The organism is Actinomadura physcomitrii, assembly GCF_008923205.2.
Taxonomy (GTDB): domain Bacteria; phylum Actinomycetota; class Actinomycetes; order Streptosporangiales; family Streptosporangiaceae; genus Spirillospora; species Spirillospora physcomitrii.
Map to the genome: position 1 here is coordinate 377,610 of NZ_WBMS02000001.1, position 21,635 is coordinate 399,244.

The window sequence follows — 21,635 nt, forward strand, 5'->3', positions numbered from 1 at the left end:
CCCCCCCCCCCCCCCCCCACCCGGGGTGTTTGGGGGGGGGGTGTGGTGTTCCCCGGGCGCCCCCCCCCCCCCCCCCGCCACAAGTCAGCGTCAGAAGGCGGGGCCTAGGGTCTGGGACCAGGTGACCGGTAGGTGGGCTTGGGCGGTTTCCGCCTCGCAGCGCTCCCAGCCGTACAGGACGCCCAGGTCGAACGCCTCGGAGGTGTTCCGTGCGCGCGCGGCGGCGGCCTTGAGGTGCTCCATCGCGATGACGCCGTCCTGGTAGCCGCCCAGCACCTCCTGGATGCGCTTGGCGTCCTTCGCCACCCGCTTGGCCGCCACCCCCAGAACGGGGATGGCGAGTTCGGCGGCGTACCGCGCGCGCTTGGCCGCCTTACGGGTCTCGTGGCGCGCGACCTCCGCGTCCTCGGCGATCGCTATGGACGCGTACGCGCGCGCCATGCGGTCCCATGACCGCGTCACCAGGCCGGGCAGTTCCTTGCGCGCCTTGCGCTCGGCCGCCTGCCCCAGCGGCGGCTCCGCGATGAGACGATCCAGCTCGTCCAGCAACGCGAAGTACCGGGGCTCCTTGAGGGCCGCGTTCATCCGCCTGTAGGCGGCGCGCTCCTGGCGGGCCAGATCTTCCAGCCACATGGGGGTCGCGCCGCCGAGCCGCTCCTGGAACCGCATCCGCAGCACCTCCAGGTCGCGGACCTCGCCCAGCACCGCCGCGAGCCACCGCAGCTCCGGCCCGAGCGGCTCCGTGCGCTCCTCCGCCAGGACGGGCCGGTACGCCTTCAGCGTGCTGCGGATCCGGCGGACCGCCACCCGCATCCGGTGCACGGCGTCCTCCTCGCCCAGCCGCGCCTTCGGGTCGAACCGCATGACGGCCTCGACCTGCGCCGCGAGATACGCCATCACCGCGTCGCCCGTCGTCGCCGGGCCCTTCCCGTTGTCGATCGCCGCCACCAGCCGCGCCTTGCGCGCCGCCCGCGCGCGCGCCGCCTGCGGCGGCTCGATCGCCCCGCCCAGCAGCCGGCCGAGCTTCGACGACGACTTCGACCGCCGCGCCCCCGCCTTCCGCAGCCGCTTTCCCGCCGCCTTCAGCAGCTCAGCGGTCCCGGTGCCGAGCTCGACCTCGATCTCCCGCCAGCGCCGCGCCGGGGCGTCCGCCTCGGGGTCCTGCCGGATGTCCCGGCCCGTCACCAGGTCGTCGGCGACCTCGGCGACCAGCGCGCCGTCGCCCGCGTACAGCCGGACGACGGTCCGCCGCGTCTCCAGCGTCGCCACCGGACGCAGCGGCTCGCCGCGCGTGTACGCCGCGACCAGCGCCGCCAGCCGCGCCGGCACGGCCGCCGGCCGCCCGAGCGGGGCCCGCAGCTCCTCCTTGCCGTCCGGGCCGGCGGGCATCTTCAGGTGCCAGCCCGCGTCCGTCCCGCCGCGCCGCCGCCGCAGGGTGATCCCGTGCGCGGCCAGCCGCAGGTCGGCCGTGTCGAAATAGCTCGCGTGCAGAGAGAAGGCCTCTGGTTCGGCCGCCGACGCCACCCCCGGCAGCCCGCCGAGCTCCGGGAGGACGAAATCGGCCCGGGCGTCGTACTTCTGCTCGATCTCCAGATGCCTTTCGGCCACGACCAGCTCCTTCGGGACGGCTGCAACGGCGGCTTGCACACCCAGATGTCCACCATTCCACGCCAAGATGAACGGAAAGGAAATTCTCAGCGGCCTGCAATCCGTCCCGGGCCTTCCTCCGTGCTAGCGCCCTCCCGCCTCCGCGCGGGGCGTGGCGGGCAGCGTGAGGCTGCCGGGCAGGGCGGCCATGGCGTCGCGGACCCGGGCGGCGAGCCCGGCCGCCGACGGCGGGTCGGCCGCCTCGGCGGCCCATCCGCCGAGGGCGTGCCGCCACGCCGCGACCAGCATGTCGCCCGCGAGGCGGGGCCGCGCGTCGTCCGGCAGGTCGAGCCGGCGGTGCAGGACGTCCAGGACGGACCGGAGGGTGTCCTCGCAGAAGTGCAGGCCGTGCGCGTCCATCGACGGCGTCACCTGCAGCAGCCGGTAGCTGCTCCGCGCCCGGCTCGCCCACGTCTTGTCCCACCACGACCGACGCCGGATCGACGACCTTCTCCTCGTCCGCCAGCAGGGCCAGGACCGCGGGCAGATCGGCACGCGTCGCCGGACGCACACGAGGCATGGCGCCGACGCTACCGCGCTGGAACGCGTCGCTCCCCAGCCGGTCACTTCACCCGTCCCGCGGTGTCAGTACAGGTGACAGCGACCCGAAGAAGGGACCAGCGATGCAGGAGATCAACATCGTGCGGTACGAGGCCCGCCCCGAGCGCGCCGACGAGAACCAGCGGCTGATCGAAAACGTCATGGCGGAGCTGGGGCGCGACGACCCCGGCGGCGTCCGCTACACCGCGTTCCGCCTGGACGGCGACGCGTTCCTGCACATCGTGGTCAGCGAGGACGGCCGCGACGTCCTTCCGTCCGCTCCTGCCTTCCAGGAGTTCCAGCGCGAAATCGGGGACCGCGTGATTCCCGGCACCCTCACCCGGACCCGCGCCACCCAGGTGGGCGCCTACGGTTTCGCGGCCGCGGCGGTCTGACCGCCCGGCACGGGGTGCGGGCGGAGGCCCGCACCCTGTGCGCCGCGGTCAGCAGCCGTTGAGCATCGAGGTGAGCGCGCTCTTCTCCGCGCTGTCCACGGTGAGGTCGTAGTACCACTTCACCTGGACCCAAGCGCGCGCGTACGTGCAGCGGAAGGCGGTGCGGGACGGCTGCCACTCGGCGGGGTCCTTGTCGCCCTTGGCCTGGTTGACGTTGTCGGTGACCGCCCACAGTTCGGGGCCGCCGAGGTCGTTGGCGTAGTCCTGGCGGTGCGCGGTCGTCCAGGCCCAGGCGCCGGACGCCCAAGCCTCGGCGAGCGGCACCATGTGGTCGATGTCCAGATCGGCCGGGTCGGTCCAGGTGGCGCCGTCGTACGGCGAGTACCAGGACCCGGACGTCGGGTAGCAGGAGGAGTCGGTGCCCACGTTCGTCCCGTCCCGTTTGAGCACCGTCTCCCGCGTGTTGCAGGCGCCGGAGATGGTGATCCAGTGGGGGAACAGCGAGCGGTCGTAGGTGCTGGCGTGCGATTCGGCGGCCACGGTCAGCTCACCGAGCCGGGTGCGGGCCGTGTCGGCGGACGGGATGTTCGGCGGGGTCGCGGACGCCGGTGCCTGCACGGCGACGAGCAGTGCGCCCACCAGCGCCGCCGGCAGCAGGAACAGGAGCAGACGTCGCATCGAGGATGCCCTTCTGCGGCCGCCCACCGGCGGGGATCGGACTCCCCGAACAGGGCACGGGGACGACAGCCCCGATACCGTGACATTCAGGACAACTCAGTTAAATATCACTGATTGCCCAGAACGCACCCCCGCCTTGGTAGAAACCTGTCGACCCCTCCCCCCACCTGCGCCGACATCGCCCCGTCCCGCCCCCGCGCCGCAAGAATTCACCGGCCCCTGCCGACGCATTAACGCGGCATTCCCCGTCCTCACCTGGACAACGGGCCATGTCAATTCGGGCGAAGAGGCGCCTAGCGGGCTCGTCACGTCACCCGCAGCGCTCCGCGTCGCTGCCAAAGCCGGTGAGAAGGACCACGCGGGTCTCATCACGAGGATGTCCGAGATCGGACGCGCGGTCTCCGGCTCCATCCCGGCCGACGTCGCCAACGGAAAGCACTGGACCTATCCGTTCAACACACGCACCGACGAGCAGTACCTCGCCTGGGAGGACTTCGATTCCCTGCACAATCGCCTGCTGACCGTCCGGGTGACGCGCGAGACGAGCATCACCGAGGCGAAGGCCGAGGCCTCCTACGTTGAGAACGAGCTCGCGGACGACCACGTCCGCGAGGGCCGGCAGGTCGTGGACACCGGTCCCGTCAAGGAGATCACGCACCTCGCGGACGAATGCATGAGCTTCCGGATAGCGCGCGAGAACGCCCCGAGGGCGATCCCCGGACCCGGCGGCTTCGCCTATTCGATGGGCGGCCGCTACTTGTACTGCCGCGTCATGAACGTCGACATCGTCGTCGACTGGGAAGGCTTCGACTACTCCCGCCCCGGCGCCCTGGACGCGGGCATAGGACTGGACGACATCTCCGCCGAGCACGACGTAGAACGAATAGCCCGCGCCATAGCGACAGCCTTACACTAAGCAGCGCCGTCCGCTCAGTGGAGGATGCCGGCCATTCGGTGACGGCAGGGTGTCCGGGGTAGCGGGTTTTCAGGAGCCGGTGGACGTGAGCGATGTCGCGGAGGCTCTTCGTACCGCCCGTCGCCGCGAGGATGTCGACGGCCGGCCGCAGGTCGGCGACCGCGTGTTCCGGGTCGCCCGCCAGGGCTCGGGCCGCCGCCGCCTTCACGCGGTACCAGGCGACCCACTCGGACCCGCGGATGCTTTCGGGCATCGCCTGGATGCCGGCGCCGAGGAGGTCGGCGGCGGTGGCGTGCTCTTCCCAGGTACCCGCAGATCAGACCGCGTTGCATGGTGAGCATCGCGGCACCGTAGAAGTAGAGGCCGTCGGGGTCGGCGCCGCCCCCCTGCCCGGCGAGCACCTCCCCGGCCCGGCCGACGGCGCGGAGGGACGGGGGCAGGTGCGGCGGGTGACCGTTGGGCTTTCGGGGCGTGTCGACTATGTCGAGCTCGGCGTCGTCGCGGAGGCCTGGGGCGACGGTGGCGCGGTGACATGGGCGTGGTGACGGCGGTCGAGCACCTGGAACGGCTGGCCGTGGAGCTGGACGCGGCGGGCTGGACGGTCGGGCGGCGCTACGACGGGACGCCGCTGGTGCGGGTCTCGTCGGCCGGGGCGCCGCATATCGGTCGGCCGGGGCGCCGCATATCGGTCGGCCGGGGCGCCGCATATCGGCGACAGCATAAGGGTGAAGGACGGGGTGGGCGGGGTGCCATGGTTCGTGTCGTCGTGCGGTGATCCGGTGGCGCCCTGCCATGACGTGCGGCGTGCGTGCGCGAAGCTCGCGGAGCGAGGTCGCGCCCGCCCAAGAACGGTCAGAGGGCGAGCCGCCAGGCGAGCCCTCTGGGCCGGGCTTGCAGACTACAGGTGGTACTTCATGCCCATGTGGGAGGGGCGGAAGCCGATCTTCTGGTAGAAGCGGATCGCGTCGGGGCGCTGGCGGTCGGTGGTGAGCTGGACGACGCGGCAGCCGCGGGCGCGGGCCTGGTCGATGGCCCAGTTGATCATGGTCTGGCCGAGGCCGCGGCCGCGCTCGTCGGCGGCGATGCGGACGCCCTCGATCTGGGCGCGCTCGCCGCCGGTGTAGGTGAGGCCGGGGATGTAGGTGAGCTGCAGCGTGCCGGCGACGGTGCCGGCGACGTCCGCCACGATGAGGTGGTTGTTGGGGTCCTTCTCGATGGCGGAGAAGGCGGCGACGTAGGCGTCGGGGATCTCCTCGGCGAGTGTTTCGCGGGTCGCGCCCAGGGGATCGTCGGCCAGAAGCCGGACGATCTGGGGTAGATCGTCGACCGTCGCCTCGCGGAAGGTCACTTCTTGATCACGCTGCACGTCACAAGGTTATCCGGACGCTAAGTTGCAATGTTCACAACGACTTGTAGTACTACCGCACGTAGTACTACGTTGGGTGGAGACCACCCCGAGAGCGAACCCGCCGGTGGCCTCCTCACCCATGCCCCGCAGGGAGAAAGCCATGCACAACGACGAGAACGAGGAACACTGGACCGACCACGCCATCTGCCGCGGCGCCGACCCCGACCTGTTCTTCCCGATCGGGTACTCGGCGGAGGTGCTGCGGGAGCAGATGGACGCGGCGAAGGCCGTCTGCGCGAACTGCCCGGTGAAGGCGGAGTGCCTGGCCTGGGCGCTGCGGGTGGGCGAGCCCGACGGCATCTGGGGCGGGACGACTCCGGAGGAGCGGCGCTACCTGCGCCGGACGGCGGACGCTCCCGCGCGGCGCCGGCTGCCGGTGATCGTGGTCCGCGGCGACGCGTCCGAGTCCGAGCACGCCTCCGCCGCCTGAGCCGGGCCGACCGGTACAACGAAAAGCACGGGAAGTGGACTACTTCACTGAACCGGTGACGTCCTAGCGTCGGCGGCATGTCCACTCTCACCACATTGATGCATGAGGTTCCGCCCTTCCTCCCTTCGGGCGCCGAGGCGATGACCGCGACGGTCGAGCTGCCTCCCGGGGACCCGGGCACGCCGCCGCACCGCCACTCCGGCCCCGTCTTCGGCTACCTGCTCGAAGGCGAAATGATCTTCGAGCTGGAGGGCGGGCCCGAGCGGGTGGCCCGCGCCGGCGAGGCGTTCTGGGAGCCGGGCGGCGACGCGATCCACTACCAGGCCGCCAACAACCTCGCCGACGGCTGGACCCGCTTCGTCATCGTCATGCTGGGCGTCCCCGGCGAGCCGATGCTGACCTTCGTCGACGAGGCGGAGCTGCGCGCGCGCCGCGACCGCCGGGCGCCGCGTCCGGCCTCCAGCGCGGAAGCGTGATGGCGCACGGGGTTCATCGGGGCGGGGTCTTCGCCTGACCGGTGACCGCGTCGAGGGGTCCGGCCAGGGCGTCCAGGCCGTTGTGCCAGGCGTGCGGGGGAGGGGTGGCGAAGCCGATGACGAGCGCCGCGCGGTGTGCGGCGGACGCCTCGTGCGCCGGCGACGCGGGTGCCCGATCCGGGCGTGCCCGACAGCCATCCCTCGGCCGTCAGCTGGGCGTAGACCTGCACGACCGCCCCCCGGGCGATGCCGAGGTCGGAGGCGAGGGTGCGGCTTCCGGGCAGCCGGGTGCCGGGGGCGAGGCGTCCCGACCGCACCGCCGCGCGCAGCGCCTCCTCCGGCGCGCGCCCCACGCCGCTGCCGCGCGTGACCTCCAGGTGCAGGTCGAGACCGGGTTCGCGCGCGTCCAACGCCACCTCCTCCGGACACTGTCTCGCGCCCGGCCGGGGGTCAGGGCAGCAGGGCGACCTTGCCGACGACGCGCCGGTTGAGCAGGTCGTCCAACACCTGCGGCGCGGACGCGAGCGGCTCCGTGCGCGGCGAGACGGGGTCGAGCCGGTCCGCGGCCACCATGGCGAGCAGCTCGTCGAGGAGGGCGCGCTGCTCGGCGGGGTGCGTCGCGGACCAGGCTCCCCAGTCGACGCCGACGATCGCGCGGTTGCGCAGCAGGACCTGGTTGAGCGGGAGGGACGGGATGTCCCCGGACGCGAAGCCGATCACGGCATAGCGGCCGCGGTCGCGCAGGGCGCGCAGCGCCGGGTCGGCGAGGGCGCCGCCGACCGGGTCGTAGACGAGGTCGACGCCGCCGTCCGACCAGGCGCGGGCGGCGGCCTTGACGTCGGTGGGGTCGACGGCGGAGTCGGCGCCCGCGGCGAGGGCCGCCCGGCGCTTCTCCTCCGACGAGGCGACCGCCAGGACGCGGGCGCCGAGGGCGGTGGCGACCTGGACGGCGGCGAGCCCGACGCCGCCGCCGGCGCCGAGGACCAGGACGGTCTCGCCGGCGGCGAGGCCGGCGCGGTCGCGGAGGGCGAAGAGCGCGGTGCAGTAGCTCTGGGTGAAGGTGGCGGCGCGCGGGGCGTCCAGCTTGTCCGGGATCGGGACGGCAGCGGCGGCGGGGACGGCGACGCGGGACGCGAACCCGCCCAGCCCGCACATGGCGAGGACACGCGTCCCGTCCGGGAGCGTGCCGGCGACCTCGCTGCCGGGCACGAACGGGAGCGGCGGTTTGATCTGGTAGCGGCCCTGGACGAACAGGGCGTCGACGTAGTTGACCCCGGCCGCCTCGACGGCGACCAGGACCTGGCCGGGGCCGGGCTCGACCGGGGCGGTGTCCTTCACGACGACGGAGCCGAGCTCCTCGCAGATCGCAGTGCGCATCCGTCCACTATGCCGGAAACCGAATCACGTTCACCATCGGGCACTTCTCCTGGGGCGCGCGCGTTGACCCCGGTGACGGCAGGATCGATCGGTCATACGGTGGCGACATGAGCTACACCCCCGACAGGCAACGCTCCGACGGGCTCGTCAAGGCCGGCACGCGCGCGCTGTCGGCGGCGGTGCTCATCGGCTCGGTGACGGTGCTGATGTGGGTCCTCGAGGGCGTCGACGCGCTCGACAACGGCGCGCTGGACCAGTTCGGCATCCAGCCCCACGACGTCGACGACCTTCCGGACATCTTCACCGCGCCGTTCATGCACGCGGGCTTCCCGCACCTGATGGCCAACACGATCCCGTTCGTGATCCTCGGGTTCATCGCGGCGGCGCGCGGCATCGCGAAGTTCCTGGCCGCGAGCCTGATCATCATCGTGGTCGGCGGGCTCGGCGTGTGGTTCCTCAGTTCGGCGAACACCCTCGGGTCCAGCATCCTGATCTTCGGGTTCTTCGGGTACCTGGTCGGGCGCGGGATCTTCGAGCGGCGGGTGCTGGACGTCGTGATCGCCGTGCTGGTCGTCGCGGTCTACGGGACGATGCTGGTCGGCGTCGTCCCGAACGACCCGACGATCTCGTGGCAGGGGCACCTGTTCGGGCTGATCGGCGGCGTGCTGGGCGCGTGGTTCCTGCGCCGGAGCCGGGTCGAGGCGCCCGCGGCGACCGGCGGGATATGAGGTCGGCGGTCACCGGCCGGGCGTGAGGTCGGCGGTCTCCGTGTCGACGTGCCGGGGCCGGGCGTGGACGTGGTCGTCGGGCCGTTCGGCGGTGGGCGCGGCGAGGGCGGCCAGCCCGAAGGCGACCGGGATCCACGCCGCGATGGTCAGCCGCGGCGTCTCGTTGACGATCGGGTGCATGGAGGCGACGGCCGCGCCGGTGAGCCCGGCGGCGGCGAGCGGCCATGCGGCGTCCCAGCGGACGCGGGCGACCAGCCCGGCGGCGGCGAGCAGGAACGCGGCGGGGATCAGCGGGTCGTCGAGCATCGCCGGGCCGATGTCGTCGCTCCACAGGTCCCCTACGGCGCCGGAGAGCCGGTGCCACGGATCGGGCACGTCGGGACGCCGGAAATGCCGGGTGAAGGTGTCCTGCAGCGTCTCGTGGACGCCCGGCAGGTGCAGGGCGTCGCTGATCCACAGGTTGCCCGCGAGGACGAGCGCCGCGATGCCGGCGACGGCGAGGAACGCCCGCCGCGACGCGAAGACCGGGAGCAGCAGCACGGCGCCCGCGGCGAGCGCGGCGGCCAGCGCGACGCCGTTGGCGGGCTTGACGACGCACAGCAGCGCGAGCGCGCAGGCCAGCAGCGCCGATCCCGCGATCACGGCCCGCCCGCGCAGCACCAGCACGGCGCCCGCCAGTGCGGCCAGCACGCACAGCATCATGGGCGCCTCGGCGAGCAGGCGGCTGCCCCAGAAACCCGTCGGCAGCAGGTAGAACAGGGTCTCCGCCAAGAGGGCCTGGACGGGACGCAGCCCGATGGCGAGCGCCAGCAGGACGGCGGCGACGCCGCACGCCACCCCCAGCGCGGCCGTCGCGACGGCGAACCCCGTCGGGCCCATCGCCCGGACGAACGGCACGGCGAGCAGCGGGTAGCCCGGACGCGAGGTGAAGATCCGCTGGAAGCGCACCGGCGCGGTGCCGGGCAGCGCGGTCCGGTACCGGACGCAGTTGCCGTAGCCGCCCGCCGGGCGCGGATCGCCCCGCATCAGGGCGCTGCAGGTGATCTCCGCCGCGGTGCGGTCGGCGGCGGGCGCCGACCATCCCGCGTACCGGAGCGCGTCGCGCGCGTACCAGAAGGTGTCCGGCGTCGCGGTGGCCGCGCTCCCCGACCAGCGCAGCAGCCACAGCCCGGAGCCGAGCATGACCGCGACGGCGAGGAGCAGCGCCATCCGCGTCCGGGACCGGTCGAGCGCGCGCGGCGCCGCGACGTCGGCGAACCGCACCCGCCGGGACGGCCACACCGCCGGGAGCCAGAGGCGGCGCCAGGTTCGCGGTATGCGGGGCGGCGGCCGGTGCGTGCCGCCGGGTTCCGGGCCGTCGCCGGGTTCCGGGCGGCCGGCGTCCTCGGGCCGTGAGTAACTCTGCGTCACGCAACGGGCACTGCCCGGCCGCGCGGCTGGCAAGCGAGTTATGCGTATCTATCGGAAATGCTTGGACATCCCTATAAGTCCGGGTCGTCCGAAAATGATCAGTTCGGCCGTACGGTCACGTCCGACACGACGGCGTCCCGCGGCGTCTCCAGCGCGGCGACCAGCACCCGCGCCACCGTGCCCGGCGCGGCGAAGTCGTCCTCGGCGTACGGGTGCCCCTCCTGCGCCCGCACCCTCCGCTGCATCTCCGTGGCCGTCCGCCCCGGATAGACCGTCGTGACCCGCAGCGACGGCTCCTCCGCGCGCAGCGAGTCGGCGAGCGCGCGCAACCCGAACTTGCTCGCCGCGTACGCCGACCACTCCGCGTTCGCGCGCAGCCCAGCGGTCGAGTTGACGAACACCACGTGCCCCCCGGCGGCGCGCAGCGCGGGCAGCAGCAGCCGGGTCACCTCGGCGGCCGACACCAGGTTCACCGACAGGTGGTCCATCCACTCGTCCGCCTCCAGCTCGGCGACCGGCGACAGGTGGACGACCCCCGCCGCGTGGACCACGCCGTCCAGCCGGGCCGGCAGCTCGGCGCCCGCGAGCACCGCCTCGATCCGCCGCGGCTCGGTGAGGTCCAGCGGGACCGTGGTGATGGACGCGCCCGACGCGGCGACGGGCGGCGCGCCCGGCGCGATCGCGATGGACTGCGTGGCGGCGTGCGCGGCGCCGGTGCGCAGCCGCCCGGCCAGCTCGCCGAGCCGGTCGGGGGAGCGGCCGGCCAGGACCAGGTCGTGGCCGCGCTCGCGCAGCAGCTCCGCGACCGCGGTCCCGATGCCGCCGGTCGCCCCCGTGATCAGATACGTGCCCATGAGGCCCCATTCTCCTCGAACTCCCTACCCCGATGGACGCCCGGAGCGCCGCGTCAGTTCGGGCGCAGCACCCGGGTGACCCCGGCGATCAGGGCGGTGGCGAGCACCCACCCCGTCGCGATCAGCGCGTACGCGACCCACCGGGACCAGTTCTGCGGGTCGAACGCCTGCTGCTGCCCGAACGTGTCGATCGGGATCAGCAGGTCCAGGGCGTAGACGAGCGCGTGGAAGTGCGGCTGCTCCGCCGGCTGCTTGATCCCCTTCGGAGGGTCGAGGGAGAACACCAGCGTTCCGACGGCGAGCAGCACCGCGAACCACGCGAACGCCAGCCACGGCCGGTACCCGTAGCCGACCGTCCAGTCCAGGACGTGGTTCCACACCCGGCCCACCGGGTTCGCCTTGCGGCGGCGGGCGCGCAGCTTCGCCAGCTGCACCCGGCGCGCCAGGTCGTCGTGACCGATGCCGTGGTACCAGGCGGCGAGCTGCTCGTACGGCTGGAGATGGAACTCCGGGTCGCGGGACACCCAGCTCAGCCGGTCCTTGAACTCCCCGCCGCGCAGCGTCTGGTACGTCGTGCCGTTGAGGTACAGCTCGTCCGGCCAGATCGACGGATGGTCCATGATCAGGTCGATCTTGGAGTACGACAGCGACACCCGGCCCTTGATCTTCTCCGTGGGCCACAGCAGCAGCTCGTCGCAGACCATGTGGCTGGCGTGCAGCGCCATCCGCGCCGGGTCGCCCGAGTCCAGGATCCCCTTGGAGAACGACAGGATGCCGTTGAACCGGGCGCTGCGCAGCCGGACCGTCCCGATCGCGTGGAAGCCCGCGCTGAACTCGCAGGCGTTCTCGACCACCATGTTCTGCGCGTCCAGCGCGATCCGCCCCGGATTGGACAGCACGGTGCCCTGCATGAACAGCCCGCCGTTCATCTTCGCGCCGACGAGCCGGACCCCGCCGGTGATCTCCGCGTGCTGCGCGAACATCCCGACGTCGACGACCAGGCCGCCGCTGAACAGCGCCCACTTGTGCGGGTCGGACGCGGTGATGCGGGTCCCGTTCATCCGGAAGCCGCCGAGCAGCTGCGCGCGCGGCAGCCGCACCTCGCCCTCGATCCGCGACCCGGACAGGCTGAGGTACCCGTCGGCCTGCAGCCCGCCGCCGTCGAAGCCCGGCATCCGGCACTCGCCGAACCGCAGCTGCCGGGTGCGGGCGTTGGCGAACCTCGGCCCCTCGACGAGCCGGCACCGCTCCAGCCGCAGCTCGTGCTCGACGGTGCCGCCGGACACGTCCAGCCGGCCGGTGACGTACGCGCCGCGCAGCCGCACCGCCGCGACCGACCCCGACCGCGTCTCGCCCGCGCCCAGCAGCAGCCGGTTGATGACCTCCGCGCGGACGATCCGGTCGGGCAGCGGCCCGGCGGGACGGTCGTCGCCGAGGACGACGCGCGCGCCGGTCGGGAACGCGGCCCACAGCCGGCGTTCGGCGGCGCTGAGGCCGGGCGGCTCGCTGAGGCCAGGGGGAGCGGACACGGGAACCCTTTCTACGGGCAGACCCCCTCCGCGATCAACACCGCGGAGGGGCCCGGCGTCATCCCCCCAGGCCAGGGGTTAGAAGAAGCCGCGGCGGCGGCCCGCCTCCTGGAGGAAGCCGTCGAGCTCGCGCTCCCAGTCGGTGTGCCCGACGGTCGCGTAGTCGACGGTGAAGCGGCTGAACGCGTCGTGGCCCTCGGTGAAGACGCCGCCGCGCTTGTCCAGCTCCAGCACGACCTCCATCGACTGCGGGTACGACACGAACGTCACTTCGAGCTGCTTGATGCCGTGCCCGTACTGGTGCGGCGGGTGGAACTCGATCTCCTGGTAGAACGGCAGCTCCTGGTGGACGCCCCAGATGCGGCCCTTCTCGCAGTCGGCGTTGCGGAAGTGGAAGCCGAGGTTGGAGAACGCCGCGAGGATGCGCTCCTGCGCGGGCAGCGGGTGCACCGCGATCGGGTCGAGGTCGCCCGGGTCGAGCGCGCCCGCGACTTCCAGTTCGGTGGCGATGCCGACGGTGGTGCCGTGCAGCGGGTGCCCGTACATGTGGGTGAGCGGCGCCTCCCACGGGATCGGGAACTGGAACGGGACGCTGTGCCGCATCCCCTCCTCCAGCTTGAACCCGCCCGCGAGCGGCATCTTCGAGTACTCGATGTTGGAGGTGTACTCGCTGTCGCTGGTCTCGACCTCGACCCGGGTGCGCAGCGCGAGGTTCACCGACTTGATGTCGGAGTTGTACTGGCCGCCGATGATGACGACCTCACCGGTGACGACCCCGCCCGGGGTGGTGTTCGGGTCGTGCAGCGTCGTCTCGATCGAGGGCCCGCCGATGCCCATCGCCTGCCGCAGCTTCTTGAAGACCAACGTGAATCCTCCTGTGTCCGAGCACCCCCGGTGCTCCCGTCGTCCCATAGACGCGCTTACGGGAGCGTACGTTCCAGTACGGCAGGTCGTAAGGCGAATCAGTGGCCCCCACCGGCCAAGCTGCGATGGCACCCGCCCAGCGGGGGATCCGGCTCAGCCGGCCAGATACAGCAGCGCCGTGATCGTCTTCTGGCATATGTCGCAGTGCATCGGCGCCTCCTCGCTGACGAGGTCGGCTTCCACGGTGGTGATGCGGTCGATGACGCCGGTCGCGCGTTCGGCCTCGAACGCCTCCCGCCAGCGGGTGTTGCTGTCGGCCAGGTCGGAGACGTAGCGTGCGGTCATCTCATAGAACGCCCGGACGCCGTGCTCCTTCATGTAGCCCCAGTTGAACCTCAGGGACTCCAGGGCGATCGGGAACGGATGATGGACGAGGCCCCGGGCCCAGCGCTCGGTCATGTCGGCCACGTCCAGGCGGGGCCGCCCGCTCGTCGAGGACGTCTCACATGCCCGAGGCGTCGTACTCGGCGGTGGCGGTGGCGAGCAGCGCGTCGGCGGCCTCCAGGTTCGCCGCTTTGCGCTCGAACAGTGCCAAGGCCTCGCCGGCGGCGGGGCCGCCCGGCTCCTTGCGGGCGGCGTCGATGCGGTCCTTGAGCTGGACCGACAGGGCCGCCTCCCACGACAGGTGGTCGCCGAACGCCGCCCAGGGGTCGGGATACCCCCGTTCGGCGATGGCTGTGAAGACACGCTCTGCTTGCACGCCCACGGTCTGCCTCCTGGCTGTCTGGCGGGTGCTGACTGCACCTACATCCTGAGCTTTTGATGCAAGGCCGTCACGAGGTCGCCGACCGAAACCCGCTCTTGGTCGCCGGTCTGCATGTCCCGGATCGTGGCCGCCCCGTCGGAGTGCTCGCTGTCGCCCTGGAGCAGCGCGAAGCGGGCGCGTCGGTCGGCCGCCCATTTGAGCTGTTTGCTCAGCTTTCGCGTCGAGCCGAGGAACACCTCGGCCCGCTGGCCCGCCCGGCGAAGGTCCTGCGCGAACCCGAACGCATCCGCGAGGTAAGCCTCGTTCATCACCGTGACCGCGACGTCGATACGGTCCGCCTCATCTTCGGCGGTGCCGGCGGCGCCGATGATCCGCTCCACCCCGATCGAGAAGCCGCATGCGGTGACGTCCGGGCCGCCCATGGCCTGGATCAGATGGTCGTACCGGCCGCCGCTGGCGATCGAGCCGGGCATCCCCGGGGCGACCACTTCCCAGATCGCCCCCGTGTAGTAGTCCAGGCCCCGGACCAGGTTCGGCGCGAACCGGATCCGGTTCTCGCCCACGTAAGGACCGGCCAGCTCCAGCAACCGGTCGATTTCGCCCAGGCCCTCGGCGCCCTCCGGGTTGTTCTTGAGCTCCTTGCGCATCCGGTCCACGGCGTCGTCGGCGGTGACGTCGCCGACCAGGTTCTCGGCGGTGCTCCGCTCCAGGCCGCGCGTGTCCACCAGTTCGGCGACCACCGATGGCGGCGCCTGCTTGTCCAGCTTGTCGAGCGTGATCAGAGCGCCCGCCGCTCGGTCCGCGGGGACGCCGTACACCCGCATGAGGCCGGTCAGCGCCTTGCGGCTGTTGATCAGGATCGTGAAGTCCTTGACGCCCATGGCGTCGAGGGCGTCGGCGCCCGCGCACACCAATTCCGACTCCACCAGCGGAGAGGACGACCCCACGATGTCGATGTCGCACTGGGTGAACTCGCGGAAGCGGCCCTTGCCGGGCCGGTCGGCCCGCCATACCGGCCCGATGACGTACCGCTTGTACGGGGTGGGGAGCCGGCTGCCGTAGGCGGCGACCACCCGTGCCAGCGGGACGGTCTGGTCGTAGCGCAGCGCCATGTCCGCTTCACCGGACCCCTCGTGCACGCCCCGCTTGAGTATCTTGAAGATGAGCTTGTCGCCCTCGTCGCCGTACTTGCCGGTCAGGGTCTCCAGGCGCTCGAACGCCGGAGTCTGCAACGGCTCGAAGCCGTACTGCTCGAACACCGACCGTGCCGCCTGGAAGACCCGCTCGCGCTGGCGCAGGTCGGACGCGAGGAAATCCCGCGTGCCCGATGGCGGCTCGAACTGCTGCGACGCCATGAAGGTCCTTTCACTTGCTCCGATGTGGCCACGTGCCCACCAACGTAATGGAGCGGCCCCCGCCGCACGGGGAGTCCAGGCCGGACGGGGGCACCGGCGGCTCGCCCGCCTGCGCGACGTCCAGTTGCCGATCGGCGACCGGCGGGCCTGCGACCTGGAAGGCGCGGACGTGGCGCCGTTGTGGGCGTTCGGGACAGCAAGGACCCCGAGGCAGGTCATCTCGCGCTCGACCGGTCCATGTTCGCGAGCCTGGTGGCTCGGGTCAGGGCCGGAGACCTGCGACCCTGATCTTGCGCTCGGTGGCCTCGGCGGCAGTGCCGCCGAGGCCACCGAGCGTCCCCGCGTCGTCTTCGCTTTCCGGGTACGGCGCACCTCGTCCGGGAGGGCTCGCCGGGGCCCTCATCCCGCGTCAACGGTCCCGCTGTGCGGGGTGTTCCCGCCGGTGGGCTGCGTCACCGGCGGGAACGTGGGGACGTGTAAAACGCGGCCTCAGGAGCGTCCCAGGGCGCGGTACTCCCAGCCCGCCGCGCGCCACTTCTCGGCGTCCAGCGCGTGCCGGCCGTCCACGATCCGCTTGTGCTTGACGACCTGCGCCAGCGCGTCCGGCTCGATCTCCTTGAAGTCCGACCACTCGGTCAGCAGCACGACCACGTCGGCGTCCCGCGCGACGTCGAACGCGCTGTCGCCGTAGCGCAGCTCCGGGAACGCGCGCCGCGCGTTGTCCAGCGCCGCCGGGTCGAACACCCGGACGTGCCCGCCGAGCCCGTGCATGGTGCGCGCCACGTCCAGCGCGGGCGCGTCCCGGATGTCGTCGGAGTTCGGCTTGAACGCCGCGCCCCACGCCGCGATCCGCTTGCCGGAGATCCCGCCGAGCATCTCCCGGACGAGGTCGACGGTGCGGGCGCGCCGCCGCCGGTTGATGTCGTCGACCTCGCGCAGGAACGACACGGCCTGCCCGACGCCGAGCTCCTCCGCGCGGTGCGCGAACGCCCGGATGTCCTTCGGCAGGCAGCCGCCGCCGAAGCCGAGGCCGGGCTTGAGGAACTTGCCGCCGATCCGGTCGTCGAGGGCGAGCGAGTCGGCGAGGTGCTTGATGTCGGCGCCGACCGCCTCGCAGACCTCCGCCATCGCGTTGATGTAGGAGATCTTCGTGGCGAGGAAGGAGTTCGCGGCGACCTTCACCAGCTCGGCGGTCGCGAGGTCGGTGCGCACCACCGGCGTGCCGAGGTCCAGGATCGGTTTGAACGCGGCCTCCAGCCGCTCCAGCGCCCAGTCGGACGCGACGCCGAACACCAGCCGGTCCGGGCGCATCGTGTCGTCCACGGCGAAGCCCTCGCGCAGGAACTCGGGGTTCCACGCCAGCTCGACCTCCTCGCCCGCCGGGGCGAGGTCCTGGATGACGCCGGTGATGCGCTTGGCCGTGCCGACCGGCACCGTCGACTTGCCGACGACCAGCGCGCGCCGGGTCAGGTTCGGGGCGAGCGCCCGCACCGCCGCCTCCACGTAGGTGAGGTCGGCGGCGTCCGACCCCGGCCGCTGCGGGGTGCCCACGCACAGGAAGTGGACGTCGCCGAACTCGCCGGCCTCCTCGAACGAGGTGGTGAAGCGCAGCCGTCCGGACTCCAGCGCCTTGGTGAGCAGCTCCGGCAGGCCTGGCTCGAAGAACGGCACCTCACCGGACGCGAGCCGGTCGATCTTTCCCTGGTCGACGTCCACACCGAGGACCTCGAAGCCCAGCACGGCCATGCAGATCGCGTGGGTGGCGCCGAGGTAGCCGGTGCCGATGACGGTGAGCCGCGGGGACTCCGCCTGGTTCATTGCACTTTCTCCTTCTCAAACAGCTGACGGAAGAGACGGGCTCCCGATGGCTCTAGGAGCACTTGCCCTTGTTGGTCAGTTCGCCGCCGGAGACCCTGTTGTCGCAGGCGACCGTGTTGCCGTCCGAACCGAGGAAGATCCCGACGCCCTTGGCGCCGCCCAGGTCGATGACGTTGCGGCGGAAGACGTTGCCGGTCCCCCAGCCCTTGTACTCCTCGTGGGTCTGGAAACCGTCCTTGACCGTGTGGGCCCCGCGGTTCCCCTCGATGACGTAGCCGTTGCCCTTCGCGTCGACCCACGAGTCGTTGACGCCGTCCCCGGAGAGCTGCGAGCCGTCGAAGACGTTCCCGACGAGCCGCCCGCCGGACGTGCCCTCCTTGATGTCCACCGCCTCGGCGGTGGCGATGATCCGGTTCCCGGCGACGAGGTTGGCGTCGCTGGCGTCCGGCTTCCCCTGGGTGAGCTGGCCCCAGTTGTTGTGCGACGAGCCGAGGTACACGCCCTCGCCGAAGCGCGGGTTGTCGCGGCCCGTACGGGTGATGGTGTTGTACTGCACCGCGTTGCCGGTGCTGAAGTTGCGCAGGTGGATCGCCTCGTCGCCCACGTCGTGGACGTTCAGCCCCTGCACGACCGTCCCGCTGGTGCCGTCGAGCATGACGCCCTTCTGGCTGCGGGTGACGGTGAAGCCGATCAGCCGCCAGAACGCGGCGTTCTCCAGGTGGAAGCCGTAGCCCTTGGACATGGCGCCGCCGTCCAGCACCGACTGCGGCGTGCCGCACACGAAGATCGGCTTGGCCTGGGTGCCGGACTTCTGGCTGGAGTACTGGCCGGCGTAGCGGCCCGGCGCCAGCCGGATGACGTCACCGGGCGCCGCCGTGTTCAGCTTCTCCTGCAGCTGGACGGCGCCGTGCACGGTGACGGTCGCCTTCGGGCACGCGATCCGCCGGTACGACGAGGGGAGCGGCATCGCCGGCGCGGGCTGCCCGATCCCGCCGCCCGTGCCGGACCCGGCGCCCGCCCCGGCCCCGGCGCCCGCCCCGGCGCCGGCTCCGTCCCCCGTGCCGGCGGGCGCGACCGGACCCGTCCCCGGCAACGGGTCGGTCCCCGCGGTGTCCTCGGACTTGCCGCCGCCGCCCTGGGTGGCCAGCACGACCACCGCGCTCGTGGCGACGGCCCCCACGACCAGCACCCCGGCGAACTTCACATCGATCTTCACTGTTCACCCCCGTCCCCGCTCACGCGCCCCCGCGCGTCAGGAGCACTTGCCCTTCTTGGTGAGCTGGCCGCCGGTCACCTTGTTGTTGCAGGCGATCGTGTTGCCGCCGACGGTGTCGTTGATGCCGACGCCGTTGCCGCCGTCCAGGTTGATCGTGTTGTTGCGGAAGGTGTTGCCGGTGCCCCAGCCGTCCATGATCTGGTGCACCTGGAAGCCGTCCGCGGGCGTCTTGTCGCCCTTGTTGCCCTCGATCAGGTAGCCGTTGCCCTTGACGTCCACCCACGAGTCGTTGTGCTTGTCGCCGCCGGTCTTCGACCCGTCGAACACGTTGTTCAGGATCTTGCCGCCCTTCGTGCCCTCCTTGATGTCGATCGCCTCCGCGGTGGCCCGGATGACGTTGCCGCGGACCACGTTGTTGTCGCTGTTGTCGACCTTGCCGTCGGAGACCGACTTGAAGTTGGACTGCGCGGTGCCGAGGTACACGCCCTCGCCGAACTTCTCGCGCCGCAGCCCGGTGTTGAAGATCTTGTTGTACTGGATGGTGTTGCCGGTGGAGAAGTCCCGCACGTGGATGGCCTCGTCGCCGATGTCGTGCACGGTCAGGCCCTGGATGATCGAGCCGTTCGTGGTGTCGCCGACGACGCCCTTCTGGCTGTTCTGGATGGTGAAGCCGATCAGCCGCCAGTAGTTCGCCTTGTCCAGGTGGAAGCCGTAGCCCTTCTTCACGCCGCCGCCGTCGATGATCGACCCCTGCTCCCCGCACAGGAAGATCGGCTGCTGCTGCGTGCCGGACGCCGTCGCGACGAACTTGCCGACGTACTTGCCGGGGTTCATCTTGATGACGTCGCCGGCCTGCGCGCCCTTCAGCGCCTGCTGGAGCGAGTTCGCGTCGCTGACGGTCTTGGTCGGCTTCGGGCAGGCGACCTTCCCGCCGCCGTCCGGGACGGGCAGCGTCAGCGGCGCGCCGGCCTGCGCGCCGCCGCCGGAGCCGCCGTCGCCGCCGTCCGAGCCCTGGTCACCGCCCTGGTCGCCGCCGTTCTGCGGGGCGGGGCTGATCTTGCCGTCCGCGGAGGTCTTCTTCGAGTCACCCCCGCCGCCGGTGGTGAAGATCAGCACCAGCCCCGCCGCGACCAGCGCGCCGACCACGAGGCCGATGATGAACTTGACATCGATCTTGATCGTCATTGCCGAACTACTCCTTGGATGACCGCTCTGGTGCGTCGTGCCGCCGTGGGCGCCGGGCTACCGCCCCGCGCGCGCACCGACCCGCTGACCGTCCTGGGAGGGGACGGTATCGGCGCGCCGGAGCAGCCGCACGGGCCGCTCCTCGAGCTTGTCCTGCGCCGCGTACGGATGGGCGCCGAGGCTGCCGATGCGCAGCCGCGTGCCACGGGACCGGAACATGGAGATGGCCACCAGCAGGAACACGCCCGCCCAGATGACGTTCATCGGCTTGAAGATCCGCTTCAGCCAGGTCACGAACCCCGCGGTCTTGTGCCATCCCTTGATGTTGTTGTTGGCGTTCTGGTACTTGCCGGTGGCCCGGTCGACGTCCATCACGCTCGTGCCGGCGCCGCTCAGCGTGTTCCCGGTGATCACGGTGCCGTTCACGTTGCCGCGCAGCGTGATGCCGTGCCGGTGCGCCGACTGCACCGTGTTGCCGTTGAACGTGCCGTTGGCGTCGCGGACGTACAGGGCCGTCTTCCCGCCGGAGATGACGTTGCCGGACACCGTCGCGGACGCCATCCCGTCGCGCACCACGATCCCCTGCCGGGCGAACCCCTTCACCTGGTTCCCGGCGATCTGGATGCGGGTGCCCTTCTCGCGCGCGACGATGCCCATGTCGCCGCCGCTGATCTGGCTGTTCTGCACGGCGACGCCGGTGCCGCCGAGCAGCTCCACCCCGTACCGCCGGTTGTTCTTCGCGACGCTGCTGCTCACCAGGTTGTTGCCGAAGCTGGTGATCGCCTCGCCGGACGCCGACGGCCCCTCCGCGAGCGGCTCGCCGTTCAGCGTGAACCCGTTGCCGCCGTTGTCGCTGGAGGTGCAGTTGGTGACGCGGACGCCCTCGGTCCCGCGCGACAGCACGAAGCCGTCGCCGCGGCTGGCGGTGACCGTGGTGTTCTCGATCGTCGCGTTCTTGGCGAAGCGGTGCAGCAGCACCCCGTCGACCAGGCTGTTCTTGATGTCGGTGTTGGTGATCTGCACCTGGTTGGACGCGGTGACGAACACCCCGTAGGCGTCGCCGTCGAAGCTGGAGTGGTCGATCGTCCCGCTGACGAGGCTCGCCGTCGGCACCTCGAACGTGCCGCCCTTGCCGGCCGCGCCCGCCGGGGTGACCTGGACGCGCTGCCGGTCGCCCTGCGTCGCCTCCTGCTGGCCGTCCGGCAGCTGCACCCGGTGCGCGGGCCCGGCGTCCGACAGCTCGGCGGAGGAGTCCGGGCGGTCCGAGCCGGTCAGCGCGACGCCGCCGGTCCGGCCGCTCCAGAAGCCGAGGTTGGACGTCTGCGTGTAGTGCATCTCGAACGTGCCGCCGATCGCGCGGATGTAGGCGCGGCCGTCGGCGACCTGCGTGTCCGGCTTGTTCGTGTCGTCGTTCCAGCTGGTGAAGCGGACCGGGTTCTGCGCCGACCCGTTGATCCGGACGGTGCCGCCCGCGCTGACGATCGAGGTGAACGCGCCGGGCACGCTGCGCATCCGGATCGTCAGCGGACCGGTCGAGCTCTGCAGGATCAGCTTGCCGCCGGCCGCGACCATGATGTTGACGCCGAGCAGGTAGGACCCGTCGCTCTGCTTCTGGAAGTCCTGCCCGGCGAGCTTCTGCAGCTCGGACACGTAGTAGGGCTGCCGGCGCTGCGGCAGCATCAGCGTCCGGCCGGTCGCGGAGGTCATCAGCCGCGGCTGGCGGGCCGCCGCGGCGGCCGCGCCGCCGCCCGCGAGGTCGGACTCCTGCTTGGCGCGGATCTGCATGACCCGCAGGTCCTCCTGGTCGACCAGCGTCGACTGCTGCCGCGCCGCGCTCGGTGACACGTCGTCGACGCCGGGCAGCCCCCCGTCCTGCTGGGAGTACATGCGGTAGGCGTACGTGCCGCCGCCCGCGATCCCGAGGACCAGCAGGGTCGCGACGACCTTGCCGGCGCCGCCCTTCTTCTTCTCCGGCGCGGCGCCGTGCCGCGGCCCGGACGGCCCGGCAGGTGCCGACGCGGCGGCCGGTGTCGGCCCGCTCAT

Annotated in this window: 24 protein-coding genes, 1 pseudogene and 1 riboswitch; of the genes and pseudogenes, 8 read left to right on the top strand and 17 right to left on the bottom strand. The window is 71.9% G+C overall.

What is annotated here, in order from left to right:
• Nucleotides 1–90: 90 nt before the first annotated feature.
• Both F8568_RS01755 and F8568_RS01760 read right to left on the bottom strand, forming a co-directional pair.
• A complete protein-coding gene (locus F8568_RS01755) occupies nt 91–1,608 on the bottom strand; it encodes a CYTH and CHAD domain-containing protein (RefSeq protein WP_328600670.1) in 1,518 nt (505 codons plus the stop codon).
• Nucleotides 1,609–1,731: 123 nt separating this feature from the next.
• Complete coding sequence (locus F8568_RS01760) at nt 1,732–2,142, bottom strand: hypothetical protein (protein WP_202124357.1); 411 nt, start codon at nt 2,140–2,142, stop codon at nt 1,732–1,734.
• A gap of 128 nt (nt 2,143–2,270) precedes the next feature.
• Between F8568_RS01760 and F8568_RS01765 the strand changes: the two genes are divergently transcribed.
• Nucleotides 2,271–2,582: a hypothetical protein gene (locus F8568_RS01765; protein ID WP_151590423.1), complete on the top strand. Its 312-nt coding sequence runs from the start codon at nt 2,271–2,273 to the stop codon at nt 2,580–2,582.
• 48 nt (nt 2,583–2,630) lie between these two features.
• Here F8568_RS01765 and F8568_RS01770 read toward each other — a convergent pair whose 3' ends face one another.
• Nucleotides 2,631–3,260 (bottom strand): HNH endonuclease family protein, encoded by a 630-nt coding sequence (locus tag F8568_RS01770; RefSeq protein ID WP_151590426.1) that lies wholly within the window; start codon nt 3,258–3,260, stop codon nt 2,631–2,633.
• 376 nt (nt 3,261–3,636) lie between these two features.
• On the opposite strand from F8568_RS01770, the gene F8568_RS01775 reads away from it, so the two are divergent.
• The 3 genes from F8568_RS01775 to F8568_RS01785 all read left to right on the top strand — a co-directional run bounded on the left by F8568_RS01775 (nt 3,637) and on the right by F8568_RS01785 (nt 4,951).
• Nucleotides 3,637–4,176 carry a hypothetical protein gene (locus F8568_RS01775; protein ID WP_151590428.1) on the top strand — a complete coding sequence of 180 codons (540 nt, stop codon included), beginning with the start codon at nt 3,637–3,639 and terminating at the stop codon, nt 4,174–4,176.
• A gap of 326 nt (nt 4,177–4,502) precedes the next feature.
• Entirely contained in the window at nt 4,503–4,721 is a 219-nt protein-coding gene (locus F8568_RS01780) for a hypothetical protein (protein ID WP_151590432.1), read from the top strand.
• Nucleotides 4,709–4,951, top strand: a complete 243-nt coding sequence (locus F8568_RS01785) for a hypothetical protein (RefSeq protein ID WP_151590434.1) — start codon at nt 4,709–4,711, stop codon at nt 4,949–4,951. Before F8568_RS01780 ends, F8568_RS01785 begins: the two co-directional genes overlap by 13 nt.
• A 123-nt stretch (nt 4,952–5,074) precedes the next feature.
• On the opposite strand, the gene F8568_RS01790 is transcribed toward F8568_RS01785, so the two are convergent.
• A complete protein-coding gene (locus F8568_RS01790; protein ID WP_151590689.1) occupies nt 5,075–5,524 on the bottom strand; it encodes a GNAT family N-acetyltransferase in 450 nt (149 codons plus the stop codon).
• A 160-nt stretch (nt 5,525–5,684) separates the two neighbouring features.
• Here F8568_RS01790 and F8568_RS01795 point away from each other — a divergent pair, with 160 nt between their 5' ends.
• Together F8568_RS01795 and F8568_RS01800 are read left to right on the top strand one after the other, a co-directional pair.
• Complete coding sequence (locus tag F8568_RS01795) at nt 5,685–6,014, top strand: WhiB family transcriptional regulator (RefSeq protein WP_151590437.1); 330 nt, start codon at nt 5,685–5,687, stop codon at nt 6,012–6,014.
• A gap of 77 nt (nt 6,015–6,091) precedes the next feature.
• Nucleotides 6,092–6,490 (top strand): cupin domain-containing protein, encoded by a 399-nt coding sequence (locus F8568_RS01800; RefSeq protein ID WP_151590440.1) that lies wholly within the window; start codon nt 6,092–6,094, stop codon nt 6,488–6,490.
• 173 nt (nt 6,491–6,663) lie between these two features.
• Here the strand turns inward: F8568_RS01800 and F8568_RS01805 are convergent.
• Both F8568_RS01805 and F8568_RS01810 read right to left on the bottom strand, forming a co-directional pair.
• Nucleotides 6,664–6,906 (bottom strand): annotated as a pseudogene (locus F8568_RS01805) (GntR family transcriptional regulator); the annotation flags it as partial.
• Nucleotides 6,907–6,940: 34 nt separating this feature from the next.
• Nucleotides 6,941–7,867, bottom strand: coding sequence for an NADPH:quinone oxidoreductase family protein (locus F8568_RS01810; RefSeq protein WP_151590444.1), 927 nt, complete (start codon nt 7,865–7,867; stop codon nt 6,941–6,943).
• A gap of 107 nt (nt 7,868–7,974) precedes the next feature.
• On the opposite strand from F8568_RS01810, the gene F8568_RS01815 reads away from it, so the two are divergent.
• Nucleotides 7,975–8,595, top strand: coding sequence for a rhomboid family intramembrane serine protease (locus F8568_RS01815; protein WP_151590449.1), 621 nt, complete (start codon nt 7,975–7,977; stop codon nt 8,593–8,595).
• A gap of 9 nt (nt 8,596–8,604) precedes the next feature.
• On the opposite strand, the gene F8568_RS01820 is transcribed toward F8568_RS01815, so the two are convergent.
• From F8568_RS01820 to hisS, 7 genes are all read right to left on the bottom strand, one after another.
• Nucleotides 8,605–10,005 carry a hypothetical protein gene (locus F8568_RS01820; protein WP_151590453.1) on the bottom strand — a complete coding sequence of 467 codons (1,401 nt, stop codon included), beginning with the start codon at nt 10,003–10,005 and terminating at the stop codon, nt 8,605–8,607.
• 98 nt (nt 10,006–10,103) lie between these two features.
• Nucleotides 10,104–10,859, bottom strand: a complete 756-nt coding sequence (locus F8568_RS01825; RefSeq protein WP_151590455.1) for an SDR family oxidoreductase — start codon at nt 10,857–10,859, stop codon at nt 10,104–10,106.
• A 53-nt stretch (nt 10,860–10,912) separates the two neighbouring features.
• Nucleotides 10,913–12,388 (bottom strand): hypothetical protein, encoded by a 1,476-nt coding sequence (locus F8568_RS01830; RefSeq protein WP_151590459.1) that lies wholly within the window; start codon nt 12,386–12,388, stop codon nt 10,913–10,915.
• A 78-nt stretch (nt 12,389–12,466) separates the two neighbouring features.
• Nucleotides 12,467–13,252 (bottom strand): sporulation protein, encoded by a 786-nt coding sequence (locus tag F8568_RS01835; protein ID WP_151590463.1) that lies wholly within the window; start codon nt 13,250–13,252, stop codon nt 12,467–12,469.
• Nucleotides 13,253–13,405: 153 nt separating this feature from the next.
• Nucleotides 13,406–13,711 carry a hypothetical protein gene (locus F8568_RS46500; RefSeq protein WP_202124358.1) on the bottom strand — a complete coding sequence of 102 codons (306 nt, stop codon included), beginning with the start codon at nt 13,709–13,711 and terminating at the stop codon, nt 13,406–13,408.
• A 43-nt stretch (nt 13,712–13,754) separates the two neighbouring features.
• The gene (locus F8568_RS46505; RefSeq protein WP_202124359.1) at nt 13,755–14,018 is read right to left on the bottom strand and encodes a hypothetical protein; all 264 of its coding nucleotides are present in this window, start codon (nt 14,016–14,018) and stop codon (nt 13,755–13,757) included.
• A 38-nt stretch (nt 14,019–14,056) separates the two neighbouring features.
• Nucleotides 14,057–15,373 (bottom strand): histidine--tRNA ligase, encoded by a 1,317-nt coding sequence (hisS, locus tag F8568_RS01845; RefSeq protein WP_151590466.1) that lies wholly within the window; start codon nt 15,371–15,373, stop codon nt 14,057–14,059.
• 180 nt (nt 15,374–15,553) lie between these two features.
• Between hisS and F8568_RS01850 the strand changes: the two genes are divergently transcribed.
• The gene (locus F8568_RS01850; protein WP_328600672.1) at nt 15,554–15,661 is read left to right on the top strand and encodes a DUF397 domain-containing protein; all 108 of its coding nucleotides are present in this window, start codon (nt 15,554–15,556) and stop codon (nt 15,659–15,661) included.
• 50 nt (nt 15,662–15,711) lie between these two features.
• A riboswitch (guanidine-III (ykkC-III) riboswitch) is annotated at nt 15,712–15,777 on the bottom strand.
• Nucleotides 15,778–15,862: 85 nt separating this feature from the next.
• Here the strand turns inward: F8568_RS01850 and F8568_RS01855 are convergent.
• From F8568_RS01855 to F8568_RS01870, 4 genes are read right to left on the bottom strand one after another with little or no spacing between them, the layout of a single operon-like run.
• Entirely contained in the window at nt 15,863–17,191 is a 1,329-nt protein-coding gene (locus tag F8568_RS01855) for a UDP-glucose dehydrogenase family protein (protein WP_151590469.1), read from the bottom strand.
• A 52-nt stretch (nt 17,192–17,243) separates the two neighbouring features.
• Nucleotides 17,244–18,407, bottom strand: coding sequence for a right-handed parallel beta-helix repeat-containing protein (locus tag F8568_RS50120; protein ID WP_160573470.1), 1,164 nt, complete (start codon nt 18,405–18,407; stop codon nt 17,244–17,246).
• Between the two features lie 36 nt (nt 18,408–18,443).
• On the bottom strand, nt 18,444–19,592 hold the full coding sequence (locus F8568_RS01865) for a right-handed parallel beta-helix repeat-containing protein (protein ID WP_151590477.1): 1,149 nt from the start codon (nt 19,590–19,592) through the stop codon (nt 18,444–18,446).
• Nucleotides 19,593–19,649: 57 nt separating this feature from the next.
• Nucleotides 19,650–21,635 carry a right-handed parallel beta-helix repeat-containing protein gene (locus tag F8568_RS01870; RefSeq protein WP_151590480.1) on the bottom strand — a complete coding sequence of 662 codons (1,986 nt, stop codon included), beginning with the start codon at nt 21,633–21,635 and terminating at the stop codon, nt 19,650–19,652.